Source organism: Telluribacter humicola (assembly GCF_017355935.1).
In the GTDB taxonomy this organism is placed as follows: domain Bacteria; phylum Bacteroidota; class Bacteroidia; order Cytophagales; family Spirosomataceae; genus Telluribacter; species Telluribacter humicola.
Genome location: NZ_JAFIQT010000004.1, coordinates 1 through 24,428, shown reverse-complemented (window position 1 = coordinate 24,428; position 24,428 = coordinate 1). Strand labels below are relative to the sequence as shown.

The window sequence follows — 24,428 nt, the reverse complement described above, 5'->3', positions numbered from 1 at the left end:
TGTCAAGCAGCCCTTTTGTATTTTTTGATACCATTCTTCTTCATCCAATTTGACAGAGTGGCTTCCGTGATGCGGTAGCGGTCGGCAATGTACTTCTGACTCGATCCATTCAGCAGCAAAGCTTCAATTTCTGGCCTGTACTGGTCGAGTTTACTTTTCCCCGGGCCAGTGGGCCGACCTAGTTTTACTCCGGATAGTTTCTTTGCCGCCAGGGACTCTCTGGTGCGCTTACTGATCAGGTCCCTTTCAATTTCGGAGGCCATCGAGAAAACCATGGCCATCACTTTGCTCTGTATAGACTCATCCAGCTGCCAGGCTCCTTTTACAGTATAGATCTTGATGCCCTTTTGCATGGCGATGGAAATGATCTCCATGCATTCGAGCATCGATCTTCCCAGCCGGGAGAATTCACTGAGCAGAATCACATCTCCCTTTTTTAAATCTTCTAGGAGCGGGCCAATTTTGCGGTTACGCCATGCAACCTTACCTGACACCTTCTCTTGCGGTCCGCCGCCGCGGTACGAATTCTACTTTCCCTAAATTTTTCTCATTGGCCAGGTGCAGGATGTCGGCCTTGTTCTTTTCCAGATCCTGGTCTAATGTCGAGACACGTAAATAGGCAATAGTCCGGGGCATATTTAAGTGATTAGATGAAAACCTTATTACTCTTATTATTTTATAACAATATCGATGTAATATTAAGAGGTTTTCTTCAAATCATCCTAATGGTTTATATGACCGTTTAAATGATAATATTTTGACGGTTTTGACCAGCAATATCAGCTGCTGCTGACTCTTTTTTCTGCCATTGTTTATATTGCTATGTTTTTTAACTAAGTATATTATATCCACACTTGTTGAGTTACCTAAACAATATGATCAAGGTAGTGTACGCCTGTATTCTTACGGCTAGCAGTCAATGAACCGAAGCAGCATCATAAGGGGCATAACAGTGCTTGACTTGCATCTGCACGTGCTCAGGGAAGTAATGTTGGTAGCCCAGGAAGACTACGAGAGGTACCAGAAAATTGCTCCTGGAGAAAGGGAAGTGGTGCTGTCGTCTAACATCAAAGCGAGACAGGTACTTAATGTTTTATAGGGAAGTCTCCCAGCTTTTTGAAGAAAGCTTCTGCATAGGTATCACTGATAGGAATGAACTGTTCTCCTATCTTAATCCTGTTTTTTTCGATGTGGTCGATTTTGTCCAGAGCAACCACAAAAGAGCGGTGAACCCGCATAAACTTTTGCTCGGGAATCATTTCCGCCAGCTTAGCAAAGCTCAGCAAGGTCATGATTTTTTCTTTGGTGGTCTGTATTCGAATATAATCTTTCATCCCTTCCACAAACAGAATTTCCTGAATTAGAACTTTCTGTATCTTGAATCCCGCTTTCACGAAAATATAGTCGAGATCATTTTTCGGAGGGGATCGCTTTTCTTTTTGTTCCTGTTGATGATCTGGTTTTAATTCCTTGTGTAACCGCAAAACCGCTTTGTAAAATCGCTCGAAAGGGATTGGCTTTAGCAGGTAGTCTTTCACTTCCAGATCGAAAGCCTTCAACGCATATTTATCATAGGCGGTCGTCAGGATGATCATGGGCTTTGGATCAAGCATGGAAATAAAACTGAGACCATTGAGGTCGGGCATATTGATATCAAGAAAGAGCAGATCTGGTTTGTCCCTATCCATTTCGACGGCCGCTTCCAGGGCACTCGAGAAACTTCCTTTCAGTTCAAGGAATGAAACTTTTGCTATGTACTTTTCCAGAATCTGCTGAGCCAGGTGCTCATCATCAATTATATAGCAGCTGATCATTGGTCTCGTGCTGTTGTAGTTGACTATTGATTTTTAACTCCACGTTATAAACCTCATCGGTCCTGATGATGTCCAGGTGATGTTTGTTAGGGTAGAGCAACTGCAATCGTTTCTGAACATTAGCCAACCCGATTCCACCCGGTTCTTCCAGACCGGGTTCTTCCAGTAAGTTATCTTTTTTAGGAGCAACCGGATTCTGGCAACTGAATAGCACATGATTTTCTTTGATCGCAATTCTGACGTTGATTGCACCGGTTTCCAGTTTTGCCGGACTGTGCTTGTAGGTGTTTTCCAGTAGATGAATAAACAGCAAAGGGGCAATCCTGCAATTTTCAATAGCTCCCTCCACCTGAAAATCCACGACATCCGGGGCTATATACCTAAGCTGTTGCAGACCGATAAAATCCTGAAGGTACTCAATTTCAACGGAAAGAGGTACTGTAGTAGAGTTGGATTCATAGATCATATACCGCATCAGGGAGGAAAGTCTCATGACTGCATCCGGTGCTGAGGGGGCTTGCGTATAAACGAGGGTATGAATGTTATTGAGGGTATTGAACAAAAAATGGGGGTTGATTTGGGACTTCAGATAAACGAGTTCGGAATTGATGGCCTGTTTTTTCGCTTCCTCTTTCTTCAATGTATTGATTATAATATTTTGACCAATCCTGACTAACAAGCTGAGCATCAAAAATGCAAACAGAGTCCCAAGAGCCATACCGGTACCCTCCCTCTTGTTGAATTGATCGTTCAAGTCGATCATAAGCAGGAATAGAATGGGGGCGGTCAAAAGGATCGGGATCAGCCTCAAAAAGTAATCCTTATACTTTTTCTTGTTCAGGAATCTTGTGAGAATGAAGAAATGGGCATAAAAAACATAGAGCCCGGTCAGCAACACACTCAAATAGATACTTGGCCAGAATGGACTGCCACAATACATACTATCCCAGAGAATAGCTCCGACATATACTGTCCAGGGAAGGACGTGAACAGCTGTAAATACTCTACTGATATTTTTCATAAGACAATGATATCGATACCAGTCTTTCGAATTTCGGATACTATACCGGTATTGCAATCGAATCTACCAGTCGGCAAATCCAATCTACGAAGACTTTGGTAGAATGAAAAAGTAAATTAGTCGGACGGTCTCCCGGAACTGTATATCTCTTTTTTCTTTCTGAATGGCTACCTTTTCCTTTGACCTAACGCAAACGGCGAAGTAGCCCAGCTGATTGCTGCAAATAAAATATGTAAGTTGATTGATCTCTGGCCAGCAAGCTCTTAACAAATACTTACAATGCTCTCCAATGTTATTTGTCTCTTCCATGCCCATGAATTACCAAGATGTGTACCTTAACATTTATAGCTTATACTATGAAAGACGAAACTACTCTTCACATCAAGAATGTCTCAAAAGCCTACCCTAATGGAGTCAAGGCATTGCAAAATATTTCTCTGACCATCCCAGCGGGAATGTACGGACTCCTGGGGCCTAACGGGGCGGGCAAATCCTCGCTGATGCGCACGCTCGCCACCCTACAGGACCCGGATGAAGGGTCCATATTTTTCGGAAAAATCGATGTTCTGAAAGACAAGGAGGAGTTGCAGAGGACACTTGGCTACCTTCCCCAGGATTTTGGCCTGCATCCCAATGCCAGAGCCGAAGAACTGCTGAATTACTTTGCTATCATGAAGGGCGTCAGGGAGAAAAAATCGAGACGGGAAGTGGTGGAAGCACTCTTGAAACAAACGAACCTGTGGGACCTACGCAACCAAAAACTGGGTGGTTTCTCCGGCGGAATGAGACAACGGTTCGGCATCGCTATTGTCATGCTTGGAAATCCGAAGCTGATCATAGTAGATGAACCAACCGCGGGGCTTGATCCCGCGGAACGGGTCAGGTTTCTGAACCTGCTCAGTGAAATGGGAGAGAACAGCGTGGTGATTCTCTCCACCCACATTGTGGAGGATGTTTCGGAGTTATGCACGCGGATGGCGGTCATCAACAAAGGGGAGATTCTCATGGAGACGGAACCGCTACAAGCCATTGTCAACCTGAAAGGCAAAATATGGCGCAAAGTGGTTCAGAAAGATCAACTATCCCGGTTGGAGCAGGAGCATATCATCCTTTCCACCAAACTTTCCGGTGGACGCACCGTGGCCCATATATACAGCGAAGGATTTCCGGGAAATGATTTTGAAGAGGTACTTCCCGATCTTGAAGATGTGTACTTCCAGGTGATTACCCAGCACAGCAGAAACAATGTATCACATTCAATTCAGGAGGTAGCAAAATGAGACTCTGGGAAACTTTCCGGTACGAGCTGGCCTATCAGTCACGCGCTGCCTCAACATGGTTCTATTTTTTACTGCTTCTGGTGCTTAGCTACCTCATGGCGGCGGTCGTTTTCATAGACGAGCCTTTGTCGGGTAGTTATTTTCTGAATGCCCCCTTCATTGTGGCCCTGGTATCAACCCTCACCTTCTTTTTCCTGGGGGTGCTGGTTCTGGCCCAAATTGCCGGTAGAGCAGCCACAAGGGACCTTGAAAGCAGGATGCATTCATTACTATATACAACTGCTATTCCGAACTATATTTACCTGGGGGGCCGGTTTCTGGCAGCCTTCGCGCTCGGTTCCATACTGATGCTGGCCATTCCGGCTGGGGTATTTGTGGCTGCCCTTTTTCCGCTGAAACATCCGGAATTGGTAGGGCCACTGAGTGCAGCTACTTATATAAGTACTTATTTTCTGCTGATTTTGCCCAATGCGTTTTTTGCTCTGGCATTCATGTTTGCTTTGGCTGTTCTGAGCAAAAAAGGGATTCTGACCTATCTTGTTGGAGTCATTTTTGGCGTGGTCACCATAACCAGCTGGCAAATTATTGGCGTTCAAGAAGGCAACTGGCAACTGGCTACTCTAACAGATCCACTGGTACTAAGCAAAATAACAGAACTCAAAAAAGTCTGGACGGCAAATGAAAAAAATACATTACTACCTGGAACACATACTGATATATTCACGAACAGGTTTCTGTGGTTTGCGCTTTCATTCGGAGTACTGCTGGTCACTTATTTGAACTTCAGGACAGGTACGATTTCAGAAAGAAAATCAAAGAAAAAACAGAATTTGTCAGTCCCTTCTACTCCTGTCAGTTTTCAGCTACCACAAACAGTCTCCATTCCACAAGTACAGAAGAGCTTTGCTTTTCCTACCCGGTTTTTGCAAGCAATGACTGTGGGCAAGGAGTCAATCAAACTCATTACTCTGGGCTGGGGGTGGGTGGCAATGGCCTGTATGTTTGCGTTTGTTTTATTTACCGGACCAATGTGGTTTTCCGGTTACTACGATATCCCCGAGGTGCCGGTGACGGGAAAACTGCTCGATACCCTGGAAAATGTCATGGATCATGGCATATGGCTGTTCATCCCCTTGCTGATCATTTTTTATGCCGGGGAACTTGTCTGGCGGGACCGGGATTCGAGGCTTAATGAGATCATGGGAGCTGCGCCGGTGCCGGTCTGGGTTTCTTTTGCAGGTAAGCTGGGAGGAATGGTCCTGACGTTGGTCATCATGCAATTGCTCCTGATGGTTGCAGGAATGCTGGTTCAGATCAGTCTGGGGTACTATAATTTTCAAATTCCTGTATACCTGAAAGTTTTGCTGGGAATCCGGCTAACTGATTATGTCTTGTCGGCTGTCCTGGCTTTTGCCGTGCATGTGGTACTGAACCAGAAGTACTTGGCACATCTGGTCTCTGTTATGATCTATCTATTTTCACTATTCGGTCCAGAGTTTGGCATTGAATCCAGATTGCTGCTATATGGATCGGATCCGGGTTGGTCCTATTCCGATTTAAGAGGTTTGGATCCTTTCATGGAACCCTGGCTGTATTTTAAATCCTACTGGGGAGCATGGGCTTTGCTTCTGGCGGTAGCGACAGTAGTACTCTGGCCGCGTGGTACAGAACAGAGACTGCAGAAAAGATTTCAGCAGGGAATAAATACAAATAGATTCCCAATCAAAGCAATCAGCGTATTTTCCGTACTACTGATCGTGATTTTGGGATGGGTTATTTTCTACAACACGCATGTTCTGTATCCTAAAACAGGCTTTATTGAAACTCTGGAATGGAAAGCGGAATACGAAAAGAAATACGGGAAATACCAGAATAGCCAGCAACCTTCCGTCATCAAAACCAAACTGCTGGTAGAAATCTTTCCCAAAGAAAAAGCCGTGGACTTCAAGGGTACTTATCTGGTAGAAAACAGAACCGGTTCGGAGATTGACACCGTCTTTTTAACCACTGCACCGGGTGTTACCAATATTCTAGTAAGTTTCAATAAGCCAGTCAAGGCAGAAATCGTGGACGAACCATTAGCTTTCCAGATGTATGTCCTTGAAAAACCACTTTTTCCGGGAGATTCAGTACAATTGGAATTTCATGTTCGCTATAATCCGCAAGGGTTCCCGAACAGTGGAATCAATACTTCTGTAGCGAAAAATGGTACTTACTTCGACGATTCATGGTTGCCTGTAATTGGTTACCTCAACAGCAGACAAGTCTTCAATGCCAATGACCGTAAAGCACAAGGGCTCGAACCGAAGTCATTTCTCGAGTCAGAGGTTGAGACCTTTGCTCAGCAACGCGTAGCGTTTGAAACCATTATTGGAACGGATAAAGGTCAGACAGCAGTGGTGCCGGGTAACTTGGTAAAAAGCTGGACTAAGAAGGACCGTACCTATTTCCATTATACTTCTGAAATTCCTATTAACAATAAACTGGCCTTTTTTTCTTCAGAGTATCGAGTGCACAACGCCCAATGGAAAGCAGATAGTGCACACGTTGTTGCTATCAGCATTTTACATCATCCGGACCATACCCACAACCTCGAACGTATGGTACAAGGAGTGCAGGCATCGTTTAACTACCTTAGCGGTGAACTGGGAAAATATCCGCATAGTGAGATAAGATTCACAGAAGTACCGGGATACAACAAAGGAATGCACGCTTACCCCACGAATATCTTTTACCGGGAAGGATACGCACTGCTGAAGCCCGAAGAAGATCCGGGAGGAATCGATATAGTATTTGCGACCGTAGCACATGAGGTGTCGCATCAATGGTGGGGGCATCAGGTTTCCCCTGCTCCAATCAAAGGAGCAGCATTAATCACTGAATCGCTGGCGTGGTTTTCTGCTTTTGAAATTGTGGAGCAGGCATTGGGACAGAAAACTTTTCAAACATTTCTAAATCTAGCTAGGCGTGATTTTCTCAGTCCACAGGAAAGAGATGCGGACCCCTTGCTGCAAGCCAGCCAGACAAGTCTGATCTACCGGAAAGGACCTTTGGCCCTATATGCCCTAAGGGAGTATATCGGTAAAGAACAGGTAAGACTTGGATTGCAAAACTTTTTCAGGAAATACAGCACACTAAATACTGCTAGACCTGTCCCATCCGATCTGTACAGGGAATTACAAATGGTAACCCCGGACTCGATGAGGTATCTGTTACATGATCTTTTAGCAAGCAATACTTTTTGGGAGCTCAAAACGGAAAAAGCTGTTGCCTCCCCAACTTCCTTAGGAAAATGGAACGTAACCATAGATGTCTACGCCAGGAAATATACGGTCGATAAAAAAGGAACTCAAACCGATGTAGCCATGAATGACTTGGTTCAGATTGGGGTGTATGGCGTGCCTGGGGATACGAAAACTGATAAGAATCTATACATGCAGCCACACCGGATCTGTTCCGGGCGGCAGCGTTTAGAAATTGAAGTAACAGGCAAACCAGAGTTAGCAGGTATTGATCCCAATAATATACTAATGGATTTGAAAAACTATGATCATCTAACCAAGGTGCAGCTTCGGCAGAACAGACAATGAATGCTTACCTGTTTACTAAAAGGGTCGTTTTGCAGTATGATATAGAGTTGTACACTAGTTGCTAAGTCGTACACTTATTATTGATACGTGAGTAAGTTTGTTATATTGAGTTCTTTATGGTTTGATGGCAAGATATAAACAAAGTGACTATGAAGCCCTGCGCCGACGTTGTGTCGAGCTCCATGAAGCAGGTTGGAGGCAGGCAGCAATTGCTCAAGCATTTGGCTTGACGCAACCTTGGGTGAGTCGGACCTTGAAGAAATATCAGCAGCAAGGAGCAATGGCATTGCAAGAAGGCAAGCGGACTGGAGCACCCGCTCGCTTATCAAGTGAGTAACTCAACCAATTAGTTGCAGAACTCAATAAAGGAGCCGAGCACCATGGCTTCAACGGGGCTATCTGGACACGTCTCCGTGTCAATGAACCGGGCTGCCGGAGCAGTCATCAAGAAGCTATTCGGGTGGTCCGCCACCGCGGGTAAGTTACGATCCGTCTCAGATAGGTCGGATTCTGAAAAAGATGGGCTGGAGTCGCCAAAAACCGCAGCGCAAAGCACGGCAACAAGATCCTCAGGCAGTTGCTCAGTGGCAGCAAGAAATTATCCCAACGCTTAAAAAAAGCCAAGGATGAGGGACGAGTGATTTTATACGTAGATGAGTCAGCTTGCTACCTGCTGCCCTTACTAGCTATGACCGCAGCGGCGGCCGCTTGGGCTCCTTGTGGGCAGACACCAATTCTCATTGAGCAAGCAGGTCGAACACATTGAAGCTTGATTGCTGCTGTCGCTCCAAACGGGCGGATTTATGTTGCCGGCCAAGAACAGGCCTTTACCGGTGAGGACATCGTCTGGTTTTTAAAGAAACTCTGTGGACGCTATCGCAAGCGGGATTTATTAGTTATCTGGGACGGTGCAGCTATCCATCGCAGTGAACCAGTGAAGCAGTTCCTGCGTGAACGACCAGGTCGAATTCATTTAGAACGCTTACCGGCCTACAGTCCGGAGCTTAATCCAGTCGAACTGGTCTGGAACCAACTGAAAGGCAGTTTGAAGAATCGGGTGTTTACCAACTTGGAAGGACTAACAGCAGCGATTCTTGAACAAGTAAAGCATTTAGAGGAGGCCCCTGCGTTGGTAAGGGCCTTCTTCAATAAGAAGGAAATAGCGTTTATGACAGATTAATTCACGGATCAATAAATAATTATTCCTGATCTTCTACTCTATTCTGATATATGGAGGCTAAAACAATTGGTAACACTGGCTGGCGTAATCTCATTTATACCTGCTTAATCATTCTTGTTGTAATTTTAGCCCTCCTTTTTCCTGCTCCGTTTACAGCAATAGGCGGTTTCCAATTAAAGAACCTAATTATCCCCCTCCTGCAACTCATCATGCTAGGTATGGGCACTACCCTTTCCATTAAAGATTTTGGGAGCGTAATTCAAACTCCCCGGGCAGTACTAATTGGTATTGTATGTCAATTTGTGATTATGCCATTTTTAGGATTTACGTTAGCTTATCTTTTTAATTTCCCTCCCGAGATTGCTGCCGGTGTAATTTTAATTGAGTGTTCTCCCAGTGGTCTAGCCTCAAATGTAATGTGCTTTATAGCCAAAGCTAACGTTCCGCTTTCTATAACAATAACCTCCATTGCTACTCTGCTTGCTCCGGTTCTAACACCAGCGCTTATGAAGCTATTAGCAGGAGAATTTATTTTCATTGAATTTGGGAAAATGTTTTTTGAGATTACTCAAATAATAATTATACCGATTATGGTAGTGGTAAATATTAAGGTGATTTAGATTTATTGTAGTAATTGATAAAGTTGAGAGTTCTGGCAAAGTGACTGTCATCAGTCTTAGCAAAGGCTAATGTCTTTCTGGTTAGATGAGGCTGCCTTTGCCTAAGTGTATTGCGGGTCGCCGCTGCGATTAAATCTTTCAATATGAGCGGTACCACCTGCTTTTTGATAATGCCTGTCGGCTGGAATAACACTTTCATAAACAGGATACAGATCAGTGTAAAAAACTGCATTTTGTTGGTAAAACTTAGGTAAGCTTTCCCACAACAGCTGTCCACAGTATTCACTACGGTCGCCAGTAGCCAAACCCACTATCTGACTGCTATTACGCTCAATAGCTAACCAGATCCAAGTTTTGATTCGCTTGCTGCCGACAAAAAAGAGTACATTTCATCCACTTCAATAACAGGCTTGTTAACAGTAGTATCTACCTGTATATGAAGAGAATAGTCTACTTTTTTTTCGCAAGTTTTATAATCGTAGGGCGACTCACACCTGTCACACGCTGAATGCCACGTAATGAAGTACGCTCCAGCAAGAGTTTTTCTACCTGTTCGTATCGCTCTGCTCGCTGTTGAGCAACATTGCTGATGGTGCCATACTTGTTGCAGTCCTTGCAGTGGTACTTCGGTTGACCAGAAGTAGAATGACCGTTCTTCCGTAAGTTCAAACTGCCGCAACGTTGGCATCTATAATGGGTAGTTTCGCATATCATCTAGTAAAAATACTCAATCACCAGTTAATTTACCACTACCCCGATTATAATTGGGTTACTGCTAAACCGGCTTTTTCACCGGTCTACCCTACTATTGAACCAGGTTATGCCATTAATATCCATGGGGGGTATTATCCTGATTATTGGTATCATTACTGCCACCGGCCGCGAAAGCTTGCTGACAGTAGGGCCACTATTAGCTCTTTGTGTTCTTCTTCACAATCTTGGTGGATTTCTCTTCGGGTACTTAAGCGCAAAAGCCCTTAAGCTTGATGAGCAAAGCTGTCGTACTGTAGCCATTGAAGTAGGACTTCAAAACGGAGGGTTGGCATCTGGGATTGCTTTGCAATTAGGAAAGGTAGCAACCGTTGGATTAGCGCCTGCTTTATTTGGACCAATCATGAACGTTACAGGTTCAATATTGGCCAGTTAGTGGAGTAAAAGGTTGCTGGATTCTATACCTGTCGCTTCCAAAAGCTACAAAGAAAACATAAGAAGCAATTCTTACCCTAAGGAAAACAAGGTGTAGTTGCACTTCTGTACCTATGCAAAGGGTAAGGATTTCTCTAAAAGAAGCAGACATAGACAAATCATCTTCTTTTACTTCAAGGTAATTTATTAAGAAGCAATCATTTGGGAAGGCAAGAAATTGTCTTCTAATTTGTCAAATTGCTTGTGATTGCAATATTTAACTATAATTTTTGCCAAAATTACTCAAATCTTATAAGTGGGATCCAAGAGCCCTTTTTACAGGACTATCAACATTCTTTTAACTGCGCTGCTCCTTGTAGTTGTTTGGGAACAGTCATGGTTAAAAAAAGGGGAAACTTTTGAAAAACCCATAGTTGACCGTAAGCCTTATGCACAGGATGACCAACTAAATTTCGCCTTAGCTATAAAGGTGTCTTGTATAGGCCTACCAGTATTTCCAATAGATGTTCAGCCTTACTTTTCAAGGAACCAGGTACATCATCAACTAGAATATCAGGGAAACAAAGCCAGCTCTGCAGAAGCCTCCATAGCAGGAGGGAATAAATTTCTCTATGCAGTTATTACACAAACCCTCTCTTTCTTTTTTACCCATCTTTTCTACTTTTTATCCCAGCAAATAGGAGATGCCAGCTCTATTTACTTTGCGGAGGTAACGGCCTTAGTACCCATTTTTTTGTTTTGTACTTTCCAAAGAATCTTTGGTATGTATATAGTTACTAACGCTCCCTAGCTTACCTTCTATTTAACTTATCTCACGTCTTCATACTGTTTCAACTCTTTTAACCGGCAGGTAATACGGGTTAACTGGGTTTAAATCCTTTTATTCTAACCGGTATGGTCCCTTATTCTTGGGGCAAGGTATTGGATAAATCTGTTATTAACATTTTATTCCTGACCATCAGGTAGGATTAGTTTTTGCCATTTTAAATCTATACTACTTTTTCACATCCCTCCCTCATGGAAGCACCTAGCAGCACTACCAAGAAGACCCGCGTTCGTTACAGCATGTTGGGTCTAGTATTTGTAAACGTCGTCATTAACTATTTGGATCGGAGTAATATTTCCGTGGCGGGAGCAGCACTTGGCAAAGACCTCAACCTATCTTCGGTGGAGATGGGCCTAATCTTTTCTGCCTTTGGCTGGACGTACGCCTTTCTACAGATTTCCGGAGGACTACTAGCTGACCGGTTTGGTCCCCGCGTGATGTACGGGTTTTGCCTGATTACCTGGTCAATGGCTACCTTTTTTCAGGGCTTCGTTCGAAGCTTCGCCGGGCTATTTGCCCTCAGGCTGGCCACCGGTGCCTTTGAAGCTCCCTCTTATCCCATCAATAACCGGATTGTTACCAGCTGGTTTCCCGAACAGGAAAGAGCTTCGGCTATTGCTATGTACGTTTCCGGTCAATTTATTGGTTTAGCGTTCCTGACTCCCCTGCTGGTAACTATTCAGTTCTACTTGGGCTGGAAGGGGCTGTTTATGGTAACTGGATTGATTGGTCTGATATGGGGAGGAATATGGTATCTTCTTTATAGAGACCCGCTGGATCATACGTCGGTCAATAAGGCCGAATTAGATTATATTGAGGAAGGAGGAGGCTTATTCAATGGCAGAAAACCCGGTGGAAACCAAGCTACTGCCTGGCAATGGAGTAATCTAATGATCGTTTTTTCCAGCCGGACTCTTTGGGGCGTCTATATTGGACAGTTTGCCGTAAATGCAACTTTGTGGTTTTTCCTGACTTGGTTTCCTACCTATCTGGTTCAGTACCGGGGACTGGACTTTATCAAATCCGGCTACCTGGCTTCAGTGCCTTTTCTGGCGGCCTGCGCAGGGTTGTTGCTATCTGGATTTCTATCAGATTATCTGGTAAAAAAAGGAAAGTCAGCCGGTTTGGCCCGAAAGCTCCCTATCATTATCGGTCTGATCGTTTCGGTCAGTATTATCGGAGCAAACTATAGTAATGATACCACCATAATCATTTTCTTTATGGCTTTGTCTTTCTTTGGTGCTGGTATGGCCCTGATTTCCTGGGTATTTGTTTCTATACTCTCCCCACGGCATCTGATCGGATTAACAGGGGGTGTTTTTAACTTCATGGGCAATCTGGCTTCTATTGTAGTACCCATCGTGATTGGCTTTCTGGTGCAGGATGGGGATTTCAAACCCGCTCTGGTATTTATTGGTGCACTGGGAATCCTGGGAGCCTGCTCATATATATTTTTGGTGGGTAAAATTGAGCGGGTCGCCGTTGAAACTCTACCTCTTGCTCCCAGTAGCAACCTGTCCTAAGCATGACCCAGCGTAAAGACAAAAAAGGCTTAACGCGAACTCTTTTGAAACCAATTTAATCATTACCCTCCTGGCACTTTACTAACACATGAAAGAAGACCACTCAGAATTCAACAGGTCCCTGGGACTGTTTGATTCAACACTCATTGTTTCGGGGTCTATGATCGGCTCGGGCATTTTTATTGTAACCGCCGATATGTCCCGCAATCTGGGGTCTTCAGGCTGGCTACTGTTCACCTGGATTTTAACGGGTATCATTACCATAGCAGCAGCGTTAAGCTATGGCGAGCTAGCCGGCATGATGCCTAAGGCGGGTGGACAATTTGTCTATATACAGCGGGCTTATAATTCTCTCCTGGGGTTTGTGTATGGCTGGACGGTCTTTACCGTCATCCAGACCGGGACCATTGCCGCCGTAGCCGTGGCCTTTACTAAATTTACCGCCGTTTTTATTCCAGCCTTGAACCCCGAAAATGTTATCCTGAACCTTGGTCCACTCTCAATTAATACTTCCTCTGTATTTGCGATGGGGAGTATAATTCTGCTTACTTACATCAATAGCCTGGGGGTAGAGATGGGGAAATGGATTCAGAATATATTCACTTCAACCAAACTGTTGGCACTGGTAGCTCTTATCGTCATAGGAATCTCCCTGGGAAACAGCACGGGTATGCTTGAACATAATTTTTCTAATGCCTGGCAGGCCTTTTCAATCAATCCGGATGGAACAATAATTCCGCTTTCAGGGCTTGCTCTTTTAATGGCTATAGGCGTTTCCATGATTGGCTCGCTGTTTTCGGCTGATGCCTGGAATAACGTCACCTTTATAGCGGGTGAAATAAAAAATCCAAAAAAGAATATTCCGCTCAGCCTGTTTCTGGGCACCCTGATTGTTACCTGTATCTACATACTATGCAATATTGCTTACCTGTCTCTTTTACCCCTTCTGGGAATGCCTACTGCCCAGGATGTACTGGGTAGAGGGATCTCATTTGCTGCCTATGACCGTGTAGGAACGGCCGCAGCGGAGGTCTTTTTTGGAGATATGTCCGTCAGCAGCATGGCCATCCTGATTATGATTTCCACGTTTGGCTGCAACAATGGCTTGATCCTTTCCGGGGCCCGCTTATACTACGCCATGGCCAGGGAAGGGCTATTTATCAAGCAGGCCGGGGAGCTAAATAAACAGGCAGTTCCCGCCAAAGCATTGTGGATGCAGTGTCTCTGGGCCTGTTTATTATGTTTATCGGGTTCGTATGGGGAGCTTCTGAATTATTGTACGTTCGGCTCTCTGCTATTCTATATTATAACGATTATTGGTATTTTTATTCTTAGGAAAAAGGAACCTATGACCGAACGCCCGTATCGGGCTTTTGGCTATCCTCTTGTTCCTGCTTTCTATATTATAGTCACTTCTGGTATTTGCCTGATTCTGTTACTAGATCCCAAAACTCGCTTTGATACGGGAATGGGCTTACTTATTGCCGGTTTAGGTGTTCCTATTTACTTCCTAACTCGTAAAAGGACTTAAAATAGCTCTAAACAGCCAGGTTTGGCCGATCCAGCCCATCCTTCTTCTAACCATACATACTAATTCTTTTTCTAACTACTAATTTAAAATGAACCTATTAACCAGTTTGCAAGAAACGATTGTACAGGAAGAAGCAATTCCGGAAGCTTACCAGTTACCTGCTGAAATTCACCAAAGAGAAATCTTGATCAATGGGGAGTTAGTAGAATGGACAGGGGAGGTCCACGAGGTTTTCTCGCCCATCAGTATACGTACCGTTGATGGCTACAAAAAGAAGCTTTTGGGTTCTTATCCACTGGCTACGGAGAAAGAGGCAGCGCAGGCTCTTGATGCTGCCATCGCTGCTTACGATAATGGGCGGGGAGAATGGCCAACCATGAGTATTGAAGGGCGTATTAAGTGCCTGGAAAAGTTTGTTTATAAAATGGATCAACAGCGTAGTCTGGTGATAAAACTTATAATGTGGGAAATTGGTAAATCATTAGCCGATTCTACTAAGGAGTTTGACAGAACCATAGAATACATCAACCTTACCATCGATGCCCTAAAAGATATAGATCGTCAGTCTTCCCGTTTTGAAATGGCGGAGGGAATTGTGGCTCAAATACGACGTTCGCCATTAGGCGTTGTCCTGTGTATGGGCCCCTTTAACTATCCACTTAATGAAACCTTCACTACACTGATTCCTGCAATCATCATGGGCAATACCCTTTTGTTTAAGCCCCCAAAGCATGGAACCCTTGTCCACTATCCTCTGCTAACTGCTTTCAAAGAATCCTTTCCAAAAGGGGTAGTGAATACAGTATACGGCCGTGGAGCCCATGTAACACCTGGCTTAATGGAAACGGGGAAAATCAATGTACTGGCCTTTATCGGTTCAAGTAAGGTAGCCAATGATTTAAAAAAGCGCCACCCAAAGATCAACCGCCTGCGTTCTGTACTTAGTCTGGATGCCAAAAATGCTGCGATTATAACCAAAAATGCAGACTTACAACTGGCTGCTGCGGAGTGTATACTAGGTGCCTTATCATTCAATGGACAGCGATGCACGGCCATTAAAATTATTCATGTACATAGGGAAGTAGCCGAAGAATTTCTTGAACTGCTAAGTGAGAGAATAGCAAACCTACCAATAGGAATGCCCTGGGAGAAGGGTGTGACCATTACTCCGGTTGCGGAACCCGGGAAACCAGCGTACCTGAAAGCATGTATAGACGATGCTATTACCAGGGGTGCCCGGGTTGTCAATCCGAATGGAGGTGAGTCTTTTCAATCATTTGTATATCCAGCGGTGGTATATCCGGTCACGGAGGGAATGAGGCTTTACCGTGAAGAACAGTTTGGACCCGTAATACCTGTAGTCCCCTTTGAAACCCTGGAAGAACCCATTGCTTACCAAATTGATTCTCCTCATGGCATGCAGGTTAGTATTTTTAGTAATGATTCCAAAGAAACCGCCTTACTGATTGATTCTTTTGTTAACCTGGTAAGCAGGGTTAATATCAACGCCCAATGTCAGCGCGGTCCAGATGTTTTCCCATTTACCGGAAGAAAGGACAGCGCCGAAGGAACCTTGTCTGTACACGATGCCTTACGTTCTTTTTCAATCCGATCTCTGGTGGCTACCAAGCTGAATGATATTAACAAGGAATTGCTCAATGGTATTGTTAATCACCATGAGTCTAATTTTTTAAGCACCAAATTTTTATTCTGAAAGCTTCTAAAGACCAATCCAGCCGCGGCTGGATTGGTCTTTAGCTTATTCAACAAAAAGTATTTACTTAAAATGTTTGTGCTTACTCTGAGCCCACGCCCAGATAGGTCCTGAGTTTTTCAGACTCAAACTTGGCGGCAGCCGAAGGCTCAGGCTGTAAAAGTGACACTACTATACCCATCAGAAAAGCTCCGGACATGGAGACCAGCGCCGGATTTTTAAGCGGGAAAATAGCCTCATCCCGCCCCATGATATCGACCATGATGGTAGGGCTCAGGACAATTAGGACCAGAGACAGGATAGCGCCCGTAGCAATGCTCCAAACCGCGCCCCTGGTGGTGAATCGCTTCCAGATGATGGACATGAGCAAGGCTGGGAAGTTGGCGCTGGCGGCAATAGAAAAGGCAAGGCCCACCATAAATGCTACGTTTTGTCCTTTAAACACCAGTCCCAGTACGATAGAAAGAATACCCAGGGCAATAGTGGCACGTTTGGCTACTTTCATTTCGCCCTGCTCATCAGAGATGCCGTTTTTGAACACGTGCACATACAGGTCATGCGAGATGCTGGAAGCCCCTGACAAGGTAAGTCCGGCCACAACGGCCAGAATAGTAGCGAAAGCCACCGCTGCGATGAAGCCCAGGAAAGCAGTGCCGCCGGTATGCTCTGCTAAAAGCAAAGCTGCCATGTTGCCGCCCTTGTCTATGTTTTCAATGGGCGTTTTACCCACCAGAGCCATAGCGGAGAAGCCGATCAAAAATGTAAGCAGGTAGAAGTACCCGATGAAGCCTGTGGCCACAAACACCGATTTACGAGCGGCCTTGGCATCGGGTACAGTATAAAAACGCATCAGAATGTGAGGCAGCCCGGCTGTACCCAGCATCAGGGCCAGGCCCAGCGAAAGGGCATCAAATGGATTAGTAATATAACCACCGGGTGAGAGCATTTCCTCACCGTACTGCAAGGTTACAGAATCAAACAGGGCGGCTGGACTAAACCCGAACCGGGCTAGTGAAAGCAGTACGAGCACCGTAGCCCCGCCCAACAATAACACTGCCTTGATGATTTGCACCCAGGTAGTGGCCAGCATTCCGCCAAACAGGACATAAGCCGTCATCACAATGCCTACTACAACGACGGCTACTTCATATTGCAAGCCGAACAAGGTCCTGATCAGACCTCCGGCACCCACCATCTGCGCGATAAGATAAAAGGCAATGGTCAACAGCGAACCCACTGACGAGACAATCCGGATAGGGCGCTGGCGCAAACGGTAAGCCACCACATCAGCGAAAGTATATTTGCCCAGGTTACGCAAGGGCTCTGCTATCAGGAACATGATCAGCGGCCAGCCCACCAGAAACCCAATCGAATAAATGAGACCATCATAGCCTTTGGTGGCGACCATGCCCGCAATACCCAGGAAAGAGGCCGCGCTCATGTAGTCACCCGCCAGGGCCAGGCCGTTCTGGAATCCCGAGATATTTCGCCCGGCGGCGTAGAATTCTGAACCGGTCTTTGTCCTCTTGGCAGCCCAGTATGTAATATACATGGTAACGGCCACAAAAAGAAAGAACATGCCAATGGAAATGGGGTTAGCGGTGCCTAAGGTAGAAGCAGGGGCCACTTGGAGTAATGGGGAGGCAAAAGCCATGTGCGTTATGAGCGGTTGAGAGCTTGAAGAGAAGATACTTTACTTTAGTTTGGCTTTGAGCTTTGCAACCTCCTGGTCATACTGGTTGTTGGCCCAGTATACATAAACACCGGTCAGAATCCAGGCAAAGAGAATAATCCCTAATCCAACCGGAATGGCTAGAGTAAGGTTCTTACCAACCATCTGCGCCAGGAAGGACTTGTTAAAGGCAACCACTAACAGAAATCCAAAATACACGGTAAGCATGGCCAGCGTGAGTACCATAGAAACAGCCCAGCGGCGGCGCACCAACTGACGGAACGAAGGACTGTTAATGACTTCGTGTGGGTATTGGGAATGTGGGGCTTCCATGAGAAAAGCAGCTATGTTTAGTCTAAAATTCTTTCATATCCCCTGGCAGCCTAAGCTACTTTGAGAGTCCTATTACGTATCTTCCTAAATAAATGACTTATAAAGAATTGCCGATTCCCACTAATACAATGGAAAGCAGAATGACAACGATTCCAGCAACAAATGTTTTAAAGGTTCTGGTTGAAACACCCGCCCACTCCTTAAGGTAAAGGCCCCAAAAATTAGCCGTCAGAATAATAGTTGCCATATGGGTAATCCAGGAACTGGCCCCATTTCCAAGTTTGCTCTCGCCCATCCCATAAAAGAAAAACTGTAAAAACCACATGGAACCGGCTATACCCGCAAACAAGACGTTTGACGCAATTGGAGTGTTGCGGTTGGTATAGTCACCAAACGTTTTATTCCTTGCATTTAAATACATACACCATACAAAGTTAGTGGTCAGTCCCCCCCAGAGCAGCACGACATAGGTAACATTGTTCTGAAACAGCGGATTACCTCCTTGCACAACGGCCTGATCAGCCAGTGGTTTCCCTGCCTCAATGCCAAAATTGAAAAAGGCACTCAAAATACCGGAGAAAATAGCAATAACCAATCCTTTTGTTAGACTGAATTCTTTTACACTGGCTTTCTTTGCTTCATCGGAAAGCTCCTGTTCTTTCATCATGCCGGCTTTGCCAGAAATAGCAATTCCCAGTATACAGACAAGTACCCCAAGCAACACTAATTGGCCTCCACCTGACCGCAGCATTTCAGTAAAAGAGGCTTTTCCCCTTTCAGGATTAAAATCATAATATATGGATGGTACCAAGGCACCAAATGCCGAGCAGAAGCCTAAGACCACAGAATTCCCTAGCGACATACCTAGGTAGCGGACGCCCAATCCGTAGGTTAGACCACCAATACCCCAAAGCAAACCCATAAAGAATGTAATGGATTTAACCTTAAAAGAGGCAGAGTCAATGATACTAGTAAAATCAGGAATGGTTAAGTAAGCTGCCAGTGGAGGCATAATAAGCCAGGAAAAAAGGCCACCGATGATCCAGAAACTCTCCCAGGACCAGCCTTTGACCTTATTGAAAGGCATATAGAAACTGCCCGAAAAGCCACCACCAATAGTATGATAAATTATCCCTAATAGAGCTTGCATGCTGCCACGTATTTGTTGCAAATAAAGGAGCAATCCAGATTTTTCCTAACAATGACCCTGGGAGGCAAAAGAAAACTGAATTATTTGCCAGCCTTCAGAGTTGGTATGTGCTAGCAGTTATAGCTTTAAGGTTGTTCTAGTATCATTAATCTATATCAACTCGAATCAGTTGTAAATTGCACACTTCACAGCCTGTTCTATTAGCTCTCTTATGTTAAACAGAACCTGTTTTGGGAAAGGTCATATTTGGAAGGGATAAGGGGAGAGCGCCAAGCCTGTAATACTCCCCAAATTTGAGGCCATCGGTTAAGTTTAGTAACTTGACATAAAACCGATGAAGAAGATGAAACAAAGCCGGAGGAAATTTACAGCGAAATTTAAGGCAATGGTGGCTGTTGAGGCCTTGAAAGAGCGGGAATCATTGAGCGAACTGGCCACCCGATTTGAAATTCATGGCACCGGCCACCCGGCCAACCCAGGTATCGGCCTGGAAGCGTGAATTTCTGGAACGCGCAGAAAAGGCATTCGGAGATGAATCCTCAAAAGAAGAGGATTCTGTTGACGTTGACAATCTTTTTAAGCAGATCGGTCAGCTTCAAGTAGAGAACGACTATTTAAAAAAAAACTTGAAAAAAGCCGGTCTATGAAGGAGCGTATGGCATTGATCGACAATAGTCATCCACTAAGCATTCGTCGGCAAGCGCAGATTCTGAACATTAACCACAGTCAACTGTATTATAGGCCTACTGGTGAAAAATCGGTACGCCGAAGCGGAAGAGAACCTGAGGCTGATGGAAATGATGGACAAACTATTCTTGTCTGATCCAACTTTAGGCGTACTGGGTATGCAAGATGAGCTGGCAGAAAAAGGGATGAACTACAATGTCAAACGCATTCGTCGGTTGCTACGGAAAATGGCCATTGAGCCGATTTACCCCAAACGTAACCTTAGTCGTCTAGGGAAAGCGAAATACATTCATCCATATTTGCTTAGAAACCTTGAAATCTGCCGTCCCAATCAGGTATGGGCCTTGGATATCAGCTATGTGCCTATGAAACATGGATTTATGTATCTCACCGGCGACCCGGCTGACGGCCATTATGGATTTATACAGCCGCTATATCGTCGGCTGGCAGCTATCCAATAGCCTGGAAAAAGAAACACAGACTGAGCTTTTGCAGGCAACAGTATCCCGACATGGCAAGCCGGAAATCATCAATAGCGGTCATTCCTGCGGATAGACACTACCAAAAAAGCAGGTGGCACCGCTCATATAGAGCGCTTCAACCGCAGCGGCGGGCCGCAATACGCTCAGGCAGCGCCAGCCTCATCTAACCAGAAAAACATTAGCTTTTGCCAAAACAGATGACAGTCACTTTGGGCGAATCCTCAACTTTATCAACTACTACAACAAATCCAAATCACCTTAATATTTACCACTACCGATCTGAGAAAAGTGCATAAGAGCAAGTTCAAACGGAGGAGTATTGAAGGCCATACTTATGCCACATTCTAGTTCAAAAAAGCTATTATCTTAATTCATATTCAGCAATTAGAGCATCTGCTGGAATGTGTAATAACCTGCTGAACTTGCGAATCATGGTCAATGAAAGAGCCTGCTTATAATTCAACACTTTGCTAATGGTGCCTTTGTCACCATATTCATTGGCGAGATCGATAGGCTTGTAGCCAAAATCTTTCATTCGGATTTTGATTAACTCCACAGGATCAACTTCCGGCAGTTCACTTGTCCTTTCTTCAAAGTTGGAAATCAGATGCGCCAACAAAAGTTTTTCCTTATGTTCAGACGTACCTCTCTCTGCATACTTAACTTCTTCATAGCGAGCTAGAGCAGCATCATAATCCTGCTCAGTCTCAATTAGGAACCAGTCTGATTTTAAGTTTTTCATATATTTATGTATAGCTACCGACGATCAAACAGTTGAAGCATCAACCTTATCATATTCGGCGTGAGTCCCTATAAATCTTACTTCTACAATTCCGTCATCATAATTGATCTCCACGATCAGACGATATTTATTACCAACAATTTTAAATCTGGCGCGGCTTCCTGGAATTATAGACGCTTTCGGAAAATCCTCTAAGACATCTGCTCCTTTTTTCCAGTTAGACCTTTTAACAACCGTTTTCCAAGCTGTTAAACTTTTACCAGCATCTGCATGCTTCTGAGCAAACTGATCCAGCTTGCGGGCGTAAACAATAATCATTTCTAAAATGATGTTTTGGACTTTTAAAACATTGCTTGTCCATAAGCATCAAGAGTTATATATTATCAATAAGAGCAAAAGAGCACTTTTATAGAACCCGGTACAAATCTAGTTAAAAGTTGGCAATTTGCCAACTTTATGGTCGAAATATTTTCATCTCGCATAGTACTGTGGAAGGTGCTATCCTTAACGATACTTACCCTCAGGTTACATAGTATCGCTTATAGAACAGTGAAAACACCAATGTACTCAGTGCGCCACTAAACATGTCGATGCCGAAAGAATGGATTTATCGGAAGTAGAATCATAAGTTGTAAACTACTATCAGGACAAAACACTACAATAGATGCTGTACAAAAATCGCTGCAGATCTCACTTCTGCACCTGACAGATCGTTTTTTTCTAACTCCGCATGCTGGCCTTACAATGACAGCGGGGGCAAGCATATACCAAAACAATTCCTATAGCTGGACGTTCTAAAATAGCAGATTATGTACTTCATCTCAGTAATACGGTTTTACCTACAGCAGTAGCCAAATCGGCTTCTGTCTGTGTATAGTAGCACTGCCCACCATAATTTATCCAACTATCTGTACCTGAGATAAAGTTTTTTATGGAGAAAGCTAACAAAAGGGACGTAACACGAAGTAGTCTGTTTAACCGCTTCCACCTACTGTGGCATAAGATCGTAACGGGCCTGTGGTTCATCCCTTCGCTGATGACGCTGGGCTCCCTTCTTCTTGCTTATGCTTTACTGAAAGTGGATCAGCAGGTACATTATAGTGAACTGCCTTTTGACTGGTTTCTCTACGGAGGAAACCGGGAAGGAGCCCGATCGGTGCTTTCTACCATCGCAGCGTCCATGGTTAACATTGCAGGAGTAACTTTTTCTATTACCTTGGTTGCTTTGACAATGGCTTCCAGTCAGTTTGGTCCCCGTCTGCTACGCAATTTTATTGCTGACAGGGGAAATCAGGTTGTGATTGGCACCTTCATCGCTACCTTCTGTTATGCGCTGCTGGTACTGCTGGTGATAAGAGGATCAGATGAAGATGAGTTTGTTCCTAAGATTTCCGTTGTCTTTGGCTTTCTGCTTTCCATTCTGAGCCTGGGCGTGTTGATCTACTTTATCCATCACATGGCCTCCTCCATACAAGCCGAAAGTGTCATTGTTTCGTCATTCAAAGATTTGCAGGCCGCCGTTGAAGATTTTATGGTGGATGCTAACGAAGAGATTGATCCTACCACCCAGCATGAGGCACTCATCCGGATGCAGCAAAGTTTTACCAAAAAAAGCCTGATAGAATCAGCAAAAACAGGGTATATCCAGACCATTGATTTTAAGAGTCTAGTTCAGTGGGCCGAACAAAAAAGCCTTGTTGTACATGTACTTGTACATGTGGGCGATTTTATAGCGGTCTACGAGCCGGTGTCAGAGCTATACTATCAGGGGGTACAGTCAAAGGATGAATCAGAACTACTAAACTTCTTTGTTATAGGCACACACCGAACCTCTGTGCAGGAAATTGAATTTCCAATCAGGCAAATAGTAGAAGTAGCCGTTCGGGCCTTATCACCCGGTATCAACGATCCTCATACGGCCATTACCTGTCTATCCTACCTAGGAGCTACTCTGTCTATACTGGCTCGTAAGCAGTTTCCCGCGGTGGTCGAATATGACAGTCAGCAACGTCTTCGGATCATCAAGAAAAGCTACAACTACCAGGGAATCGTAAGTTCTTGCTTTGATCAGATTCAGGTATATGCCTTATCAAATACAAATGTGTCCATAGAAATCCTGGTGAACATCCAAAAGGCACTGCGGCTCATTAAGGACCCTTCTTTCAAAGAAGCCCTACAGCGAAAAGCCCGCAGCGTTATGAATGGAATTAGAAGAGTTGAAGAAGATGCCGAAATGGTTGCAAAAGCTCAGGGGCTCTACCAGGAAATCATTGCCCGCTAATCAACCGGCTATTTCAATCCGACGCGCAACAGGTGCTACGCCCTATTCTGCACCAAAGGCACTTCATGTACTGCATGCGTATCTACTGTTGCAAAGCTAGGCGGACATAAATTGGGAAGTGGTCGGAGTAGATATAAGGTAAACGTTGAAGCTCTACTACTGTAAAATCCCGGGTCACAAATATATGGTCCAGGGGCCAGCGCTCTATGTAGGAGTTGGCATCAAAAGAGTTGAACAGGCCCCGGCCAAGCCTAATGTTATAGAGTCTGCCCCGGTCACCAAACAGCCTTGAGGTTCTTGACCAGGACACGTCATTGAAATCACCCGCTACGACGGATGGACGTCTCTCTTTGGCCACCATGTCCCCTACTTTCAAAAGACTTACCTCTTTCTCCCCCTTTCCATCCGGATATTTATCACTCGGTACCGGAGCTACCGGATGCACCCCGTGAAACATAAAGTTACGGGTAGCCGGCATAATGACCTTGGTGTGAATAGAAGGAATCTGCTCATCATCTAAAAAAGCAACGTTAGGTTCTTCCAGTGGCAGTTTAGAATACAGGGCCATGCCATAGGCATTGTCCAAAGGGTACTCTACTACGTAGGGGTACGACGTTTTCAGGACTTTTAGTTGATCAACCCACCATTGGTCCACTTCCATGACCAGTACCAACTCTGGGTTTAGCTGGCGCACCTGCTGCACAAAAGGCTCCGACTGACGGTTTTCCACCAGTACATTCGCTATGATGTAAATTCCGGTGAAATTGAGCCACCCATTTCGGAGTAAACTGAGCCACCCTGTGGTTGTAGTAGAAACACTGTAAATATCACTGTAT

At 44.7% G+C, this 24,428-nt stretch carries 22 protein-coding genes and 2 pseudogenes; 13 read left to right on the top strand and 11 right to left on the bottom strand.

Going from position 1 to position 24,428, the window contains the following annotated elements; all coding sequences use genetic code 11:
- Positions 1–2: 2 nt before the first annotated feature.
- The 3 genes from JUB14_RS18210 to JUB14_RS18200 all read right to left on the bottom strand — a co-directional run bounded on the left by JUB14_RS18210 (position 3) and on the right by JUB14_RS18200 (position 2,835).
- Positions 3–494 carry a recombinase family protein gene (locus JUB14_RS18210; RefSeq protein ID WP_310586161.1) on the bottom strand — a complete coding sequence of 164 codons (492 nt, stop codon included), beginning with the start codon at positions 492–494 and terminating at the stop codon, positions 3–5.
- Positions 495–1,085: 591 nt separating this feature from the next.
- On the bottom strand, positions 1,086–1,814 hold the full coding sequence (locus tag JUB14_RS18205) for a LytR/AlgR family response regulator transcription factor (RefSeq protein ID WP_207508163.1): 729 nt from the start codon (positions 1,812–1,814) through the stop codon (positions 1,086–1,088).
- Positions 1,792–2,835: a sensor histidine kinase gene (locus JUB14_RS18200; protein ID WP_207508162.1), complete on the bottom strand. Its 1,044-nt coding sequence runs from the start codon at positions 2,833–2,835 to the stop codon at positions 1,792–1,794. The genes JUB14_RS18205 and JUB14_RS18200 overlap by 23 nt, the downstream gene beginning before the upstream one ends.
- A 356-nt stretch (positions 2,836–3,191) precedes the next feature.
- On the opposite strand from JUB14_RS18200, the gene JUB14_RS18195 reads away from it, so the two are divergent.
- From JUB14_RS18195 to JUB14_RS18170, 6 genes are all read left to right on the top strand, one after another.
- Positions 3,192–4,115 (top strand): ABC transporter ATP-binding protein, encoded by a 924-nt coding sequence (locus tag JUB14_RS18195; protein ID WP_207508161.1) that lies wholly within the window; start codon positions 3,192–3,194, stop codon positions 4,113–4,115.
- The gene (locus tag JUB14_RS18190) at positions 4,112–7,705 is read left to right on the top strand and encodes an ABC transporter permease/M1 family aminopeptidase (RefSeq protein ID WP_207508159.1); all 3,594 of its coding nucleotides are present in this window, start codon (positions 4,112–4,114) and stop codon (positions 7,703–7,705) included. The genes JUB14_RS18195 and JUB14_RS18190 overlap by 4 nt, the downstream gene beginning before the upstream one ends.
- A gap of 124 nt (positions 7,706–7,829) precedes the next feature.
- Positions 7,830–8,042: a helix-turn-helix domain-containing protein gene (locus JUB14_RS28160; RefSeq protein ID WP_207508158.1), complete on the top strand. Its 213-nt coding sequence runs from the start codon at positions 7,830–7,832 to the stop codon at positions 8,040–8,042.
- A 182-nt stretch (positions 8,043–8,224) separates the two neighbouring features.
- Complete coding sequence (locus JUB14_RS28155; protein ID WP_374757823.1) at positions 8,225–8,335, top strand: winged helix-turn-helix domain-containing protein; 111 nt, start codon at positions 8,225–8,227, stop codon at positions 8,333–8,335.
- 139 nt (positions 8,336–8,474) lie between these two features.
- Positions 8,475–8,885, top strand: coding sequence for a transposase (locus JUB14_RS18175; protein ID WP_207508157.1), 411 nt, complete (start codon positions 8,475–8,477; stop codon positions 8,883–8,885).
- 50 nt (positions 8,886–8,935) lie between these two features.
- Positions 8,936–9,505 (top strand): bile acid:sodium symporter family protein, encoded by a 570-nt coding sequence (locus tag JUB14_RS18170; protein WP_207508156.1) that lies wholly within the window; start codon positions 8,936–8,938, stop codon positions 9,503–9,505.
- Positions 9,506–9,606: 101 nt separating this feature from the next.
- On the opposite strand, the pseudogene JUB14_RS28150 reads toward JUB14_RS18170, so the two are convergent.
- A pseudogene (locus JUB14_RS28150) lies at positions 9,607–9,870 on the bottom strand (IS1 family transposase); the annotation flags it as partial.
- An 85-nt stretch (positions 9,871–9,955) separates the two neighbouring features.
- The gene (locus JUB14_RS28225; protein ID WP_445515043.1) at positions 9,956–10,219 is read right to left on the bottom strand and encodes an IS1/IS1595 family N-terminal zinc-binding domain-containing protein; all 264 of its coding nucleotides are present in this window, start codon (positions 10,217–10,219) and stop codon (positions 9,956–9,958) included.
- A gap of 40 nt (positions 10,220–10,259) precedes the next feature.
- On the opposite strand from JUB14_RS28225, the pseudogene JUB14_RS18160 reads away from it, so the two are divergent.
- The 4 genes and pseudogenes from JUB14_RS18160 to JUB14_RS18145 all read left to right on the top strand — a co-directional run.
- Positions 10,260–10,652 (top strand): annotated as a pseudogene (locus tag JUB14_RS18160) (bile acid:sodium symporter family protein); the annotation flags it as partial.
- A gap of 1,016 nt (positions 10,653–11,668) precedes the next feature.
- Complete coding sequence (locus JUB14_RS18155) at positions 11,669–13,000, top strand: MFS transporter (protein WP_229367999.1); 1,332 nt, start codon at positions 11,669–11,671, stop codon at positions 12,998–13,000.
- Positions 13,001–13,088: 88 nt separating this feature from the next.
- Positions 13,089–14,531 (top strand): APC family permease, encoded by a 1,443-nt coding sequence (locus tag JUB14_RS18150; RefSeq protein WP_207508155.1) that lies wholly within the window; start codon positions 13,089–13,091, stop codon positions 14,529–14,531.
- An 88-nt stretch (positions 14,532–14,619) separates the two neighbouring features.
- Positions 14,620–16,245, top strand: a complete 1,626-nt coding sequence (locus tag JUB14_RS18145; protein WP_207508154.1) for an NADP-dependent glyceraldehyde-3-phosphate dehydrogenase — start codon at positions 14,620–14,622, stop codon at positions 16,243–16,245.
- A gap of 82 nt (positions 16,246–16,327) precedes the next feature.
- On the opposite strand, the gene JUB14_RS18140 is transcribed toward JUB14_RS18145, so the two are convergent.
- From JUB14_RS18140 to rhaT, 3 genes are all read right to left on the bottom strand, one after another.
- Positions 16,328–17,899: a sodium:solute symporter family transporter gene (locus tag JUB14_RS18140; RefSeq protein WP_207508152.1), complete on the bottom strand. Its 1,572-nt coding sequence runs from the start codon at positions 17,897–17,899 to the stop codon at positions 16,328–16,330.
- Between the two features lie 39 nt (positions 17,900–17,938).
- Positions 17,939–18,250, bottom strand: coding sequence for a DUF485 domain-containing protein (locus JUB14_RS18135; protein ID WP_207508150.1), 312 nt, complete (start codon positions 18,248–18,250; stop codon positions 17,939–17,941).
- Positions 18,251–18,347: 97 nt separating this feature from the next.
- Entirely contained in the window at positions 18,348–19,400 is a 1,053-nt protein-coding gene (gene rhaT / locus JUB14_RS18130; protein ID WP_207508149.1) for an L-rhamnose/proton symporter RhaT, read from the bottom strand.
- A gap of 334 nt (positions 19,401–19,734) precedes the next feature.
- Here rhaT and JUB14_RS18125 point away from each other — a divergent pair, with 334 nt between their 5' ends.
- Together JUB14_RS18125 and JUB14_RS18120 are read left to right on the top strand one after the other, a co-directional pair.
- Positions 19,735–19,899, top strand: a complete 165-nt coding sequence (locus JUB14_RS18125; RefSeq protein ID WP_207508147.1) for a hypothetical protein — start codon at positions 19,735–19,737, stop codon at positions 19,897–19,899.
- Positions 19,900–20,149: 250 nt separating this feature from the next.
- Positions 20,150–20,548, top strand: coding sequence for an IS3 family transposase (locus tag JUB14_RS18120; protein ID WP_207508146.1), 399 nt, complete (start codon positions 20,150–20,152; stop codon positions 20,546–20,548).
- A 382-nt stretch (positions 20,549–20,930) separates the two neighbouring features.
- Here the strand turns inward: JUB14_RS18120 and JUB14_RS18115 are convergent, their stop codons facing one another.
- A complete protein-coding gene (locus tag JUB14_RS18115; RefSeq protein ID WP_207508144.1) occupies positions 20,931–21,311 on the bottom strand; it encodes a helix-turn-helix domain-containing protein in 381 nt (126 codons plus the stop codon).
- Positions 21,312–21,335: 24 nt separating this feature from the next.
- Positions 21,336–21,629: a type II toxin-antitoxin system HigB family toxin gene (locus JUB14_RS18110; RefSeq protein ID WP_207508141.1), complete on the bottom strand. Its 294-nt coding sequence runs from the start codon at positions 21,627–21,629 to the stop codon at positions 21,336–21,338.
- Between the two features lie 613 nt (positions 21,630–22,242).
- Here JUB14_RS18110 and JUB14_RS18105 point away from each other — a divergent pair.
- The gene (locus JUB14_RS18105) at positions 22,243–23,592 is read left to right on the top strand and encodes a DUF2254 domain-containing protein (protein ID WP_207508139.1); all 1,350 of its coding nucleotides are present in this window, start codon (positions 22,243–22,245) and stop codon (positions 23,590–23,592) included.
- An 82-nt stretch (positions 23,593–23,674) separates the two neighbouring features.
- Here JUB14_RS18105 and JUB14_RS18100 read toward each other — a convergent pair.
- On the bottom strand, positions 23,675–24,428 hold a 754-nt coding region (locus JUB14_RS18100), incomplete at its 5' end, for an endonuclease/exonuclease/phosphatase family protein (protein WP_207508137.1).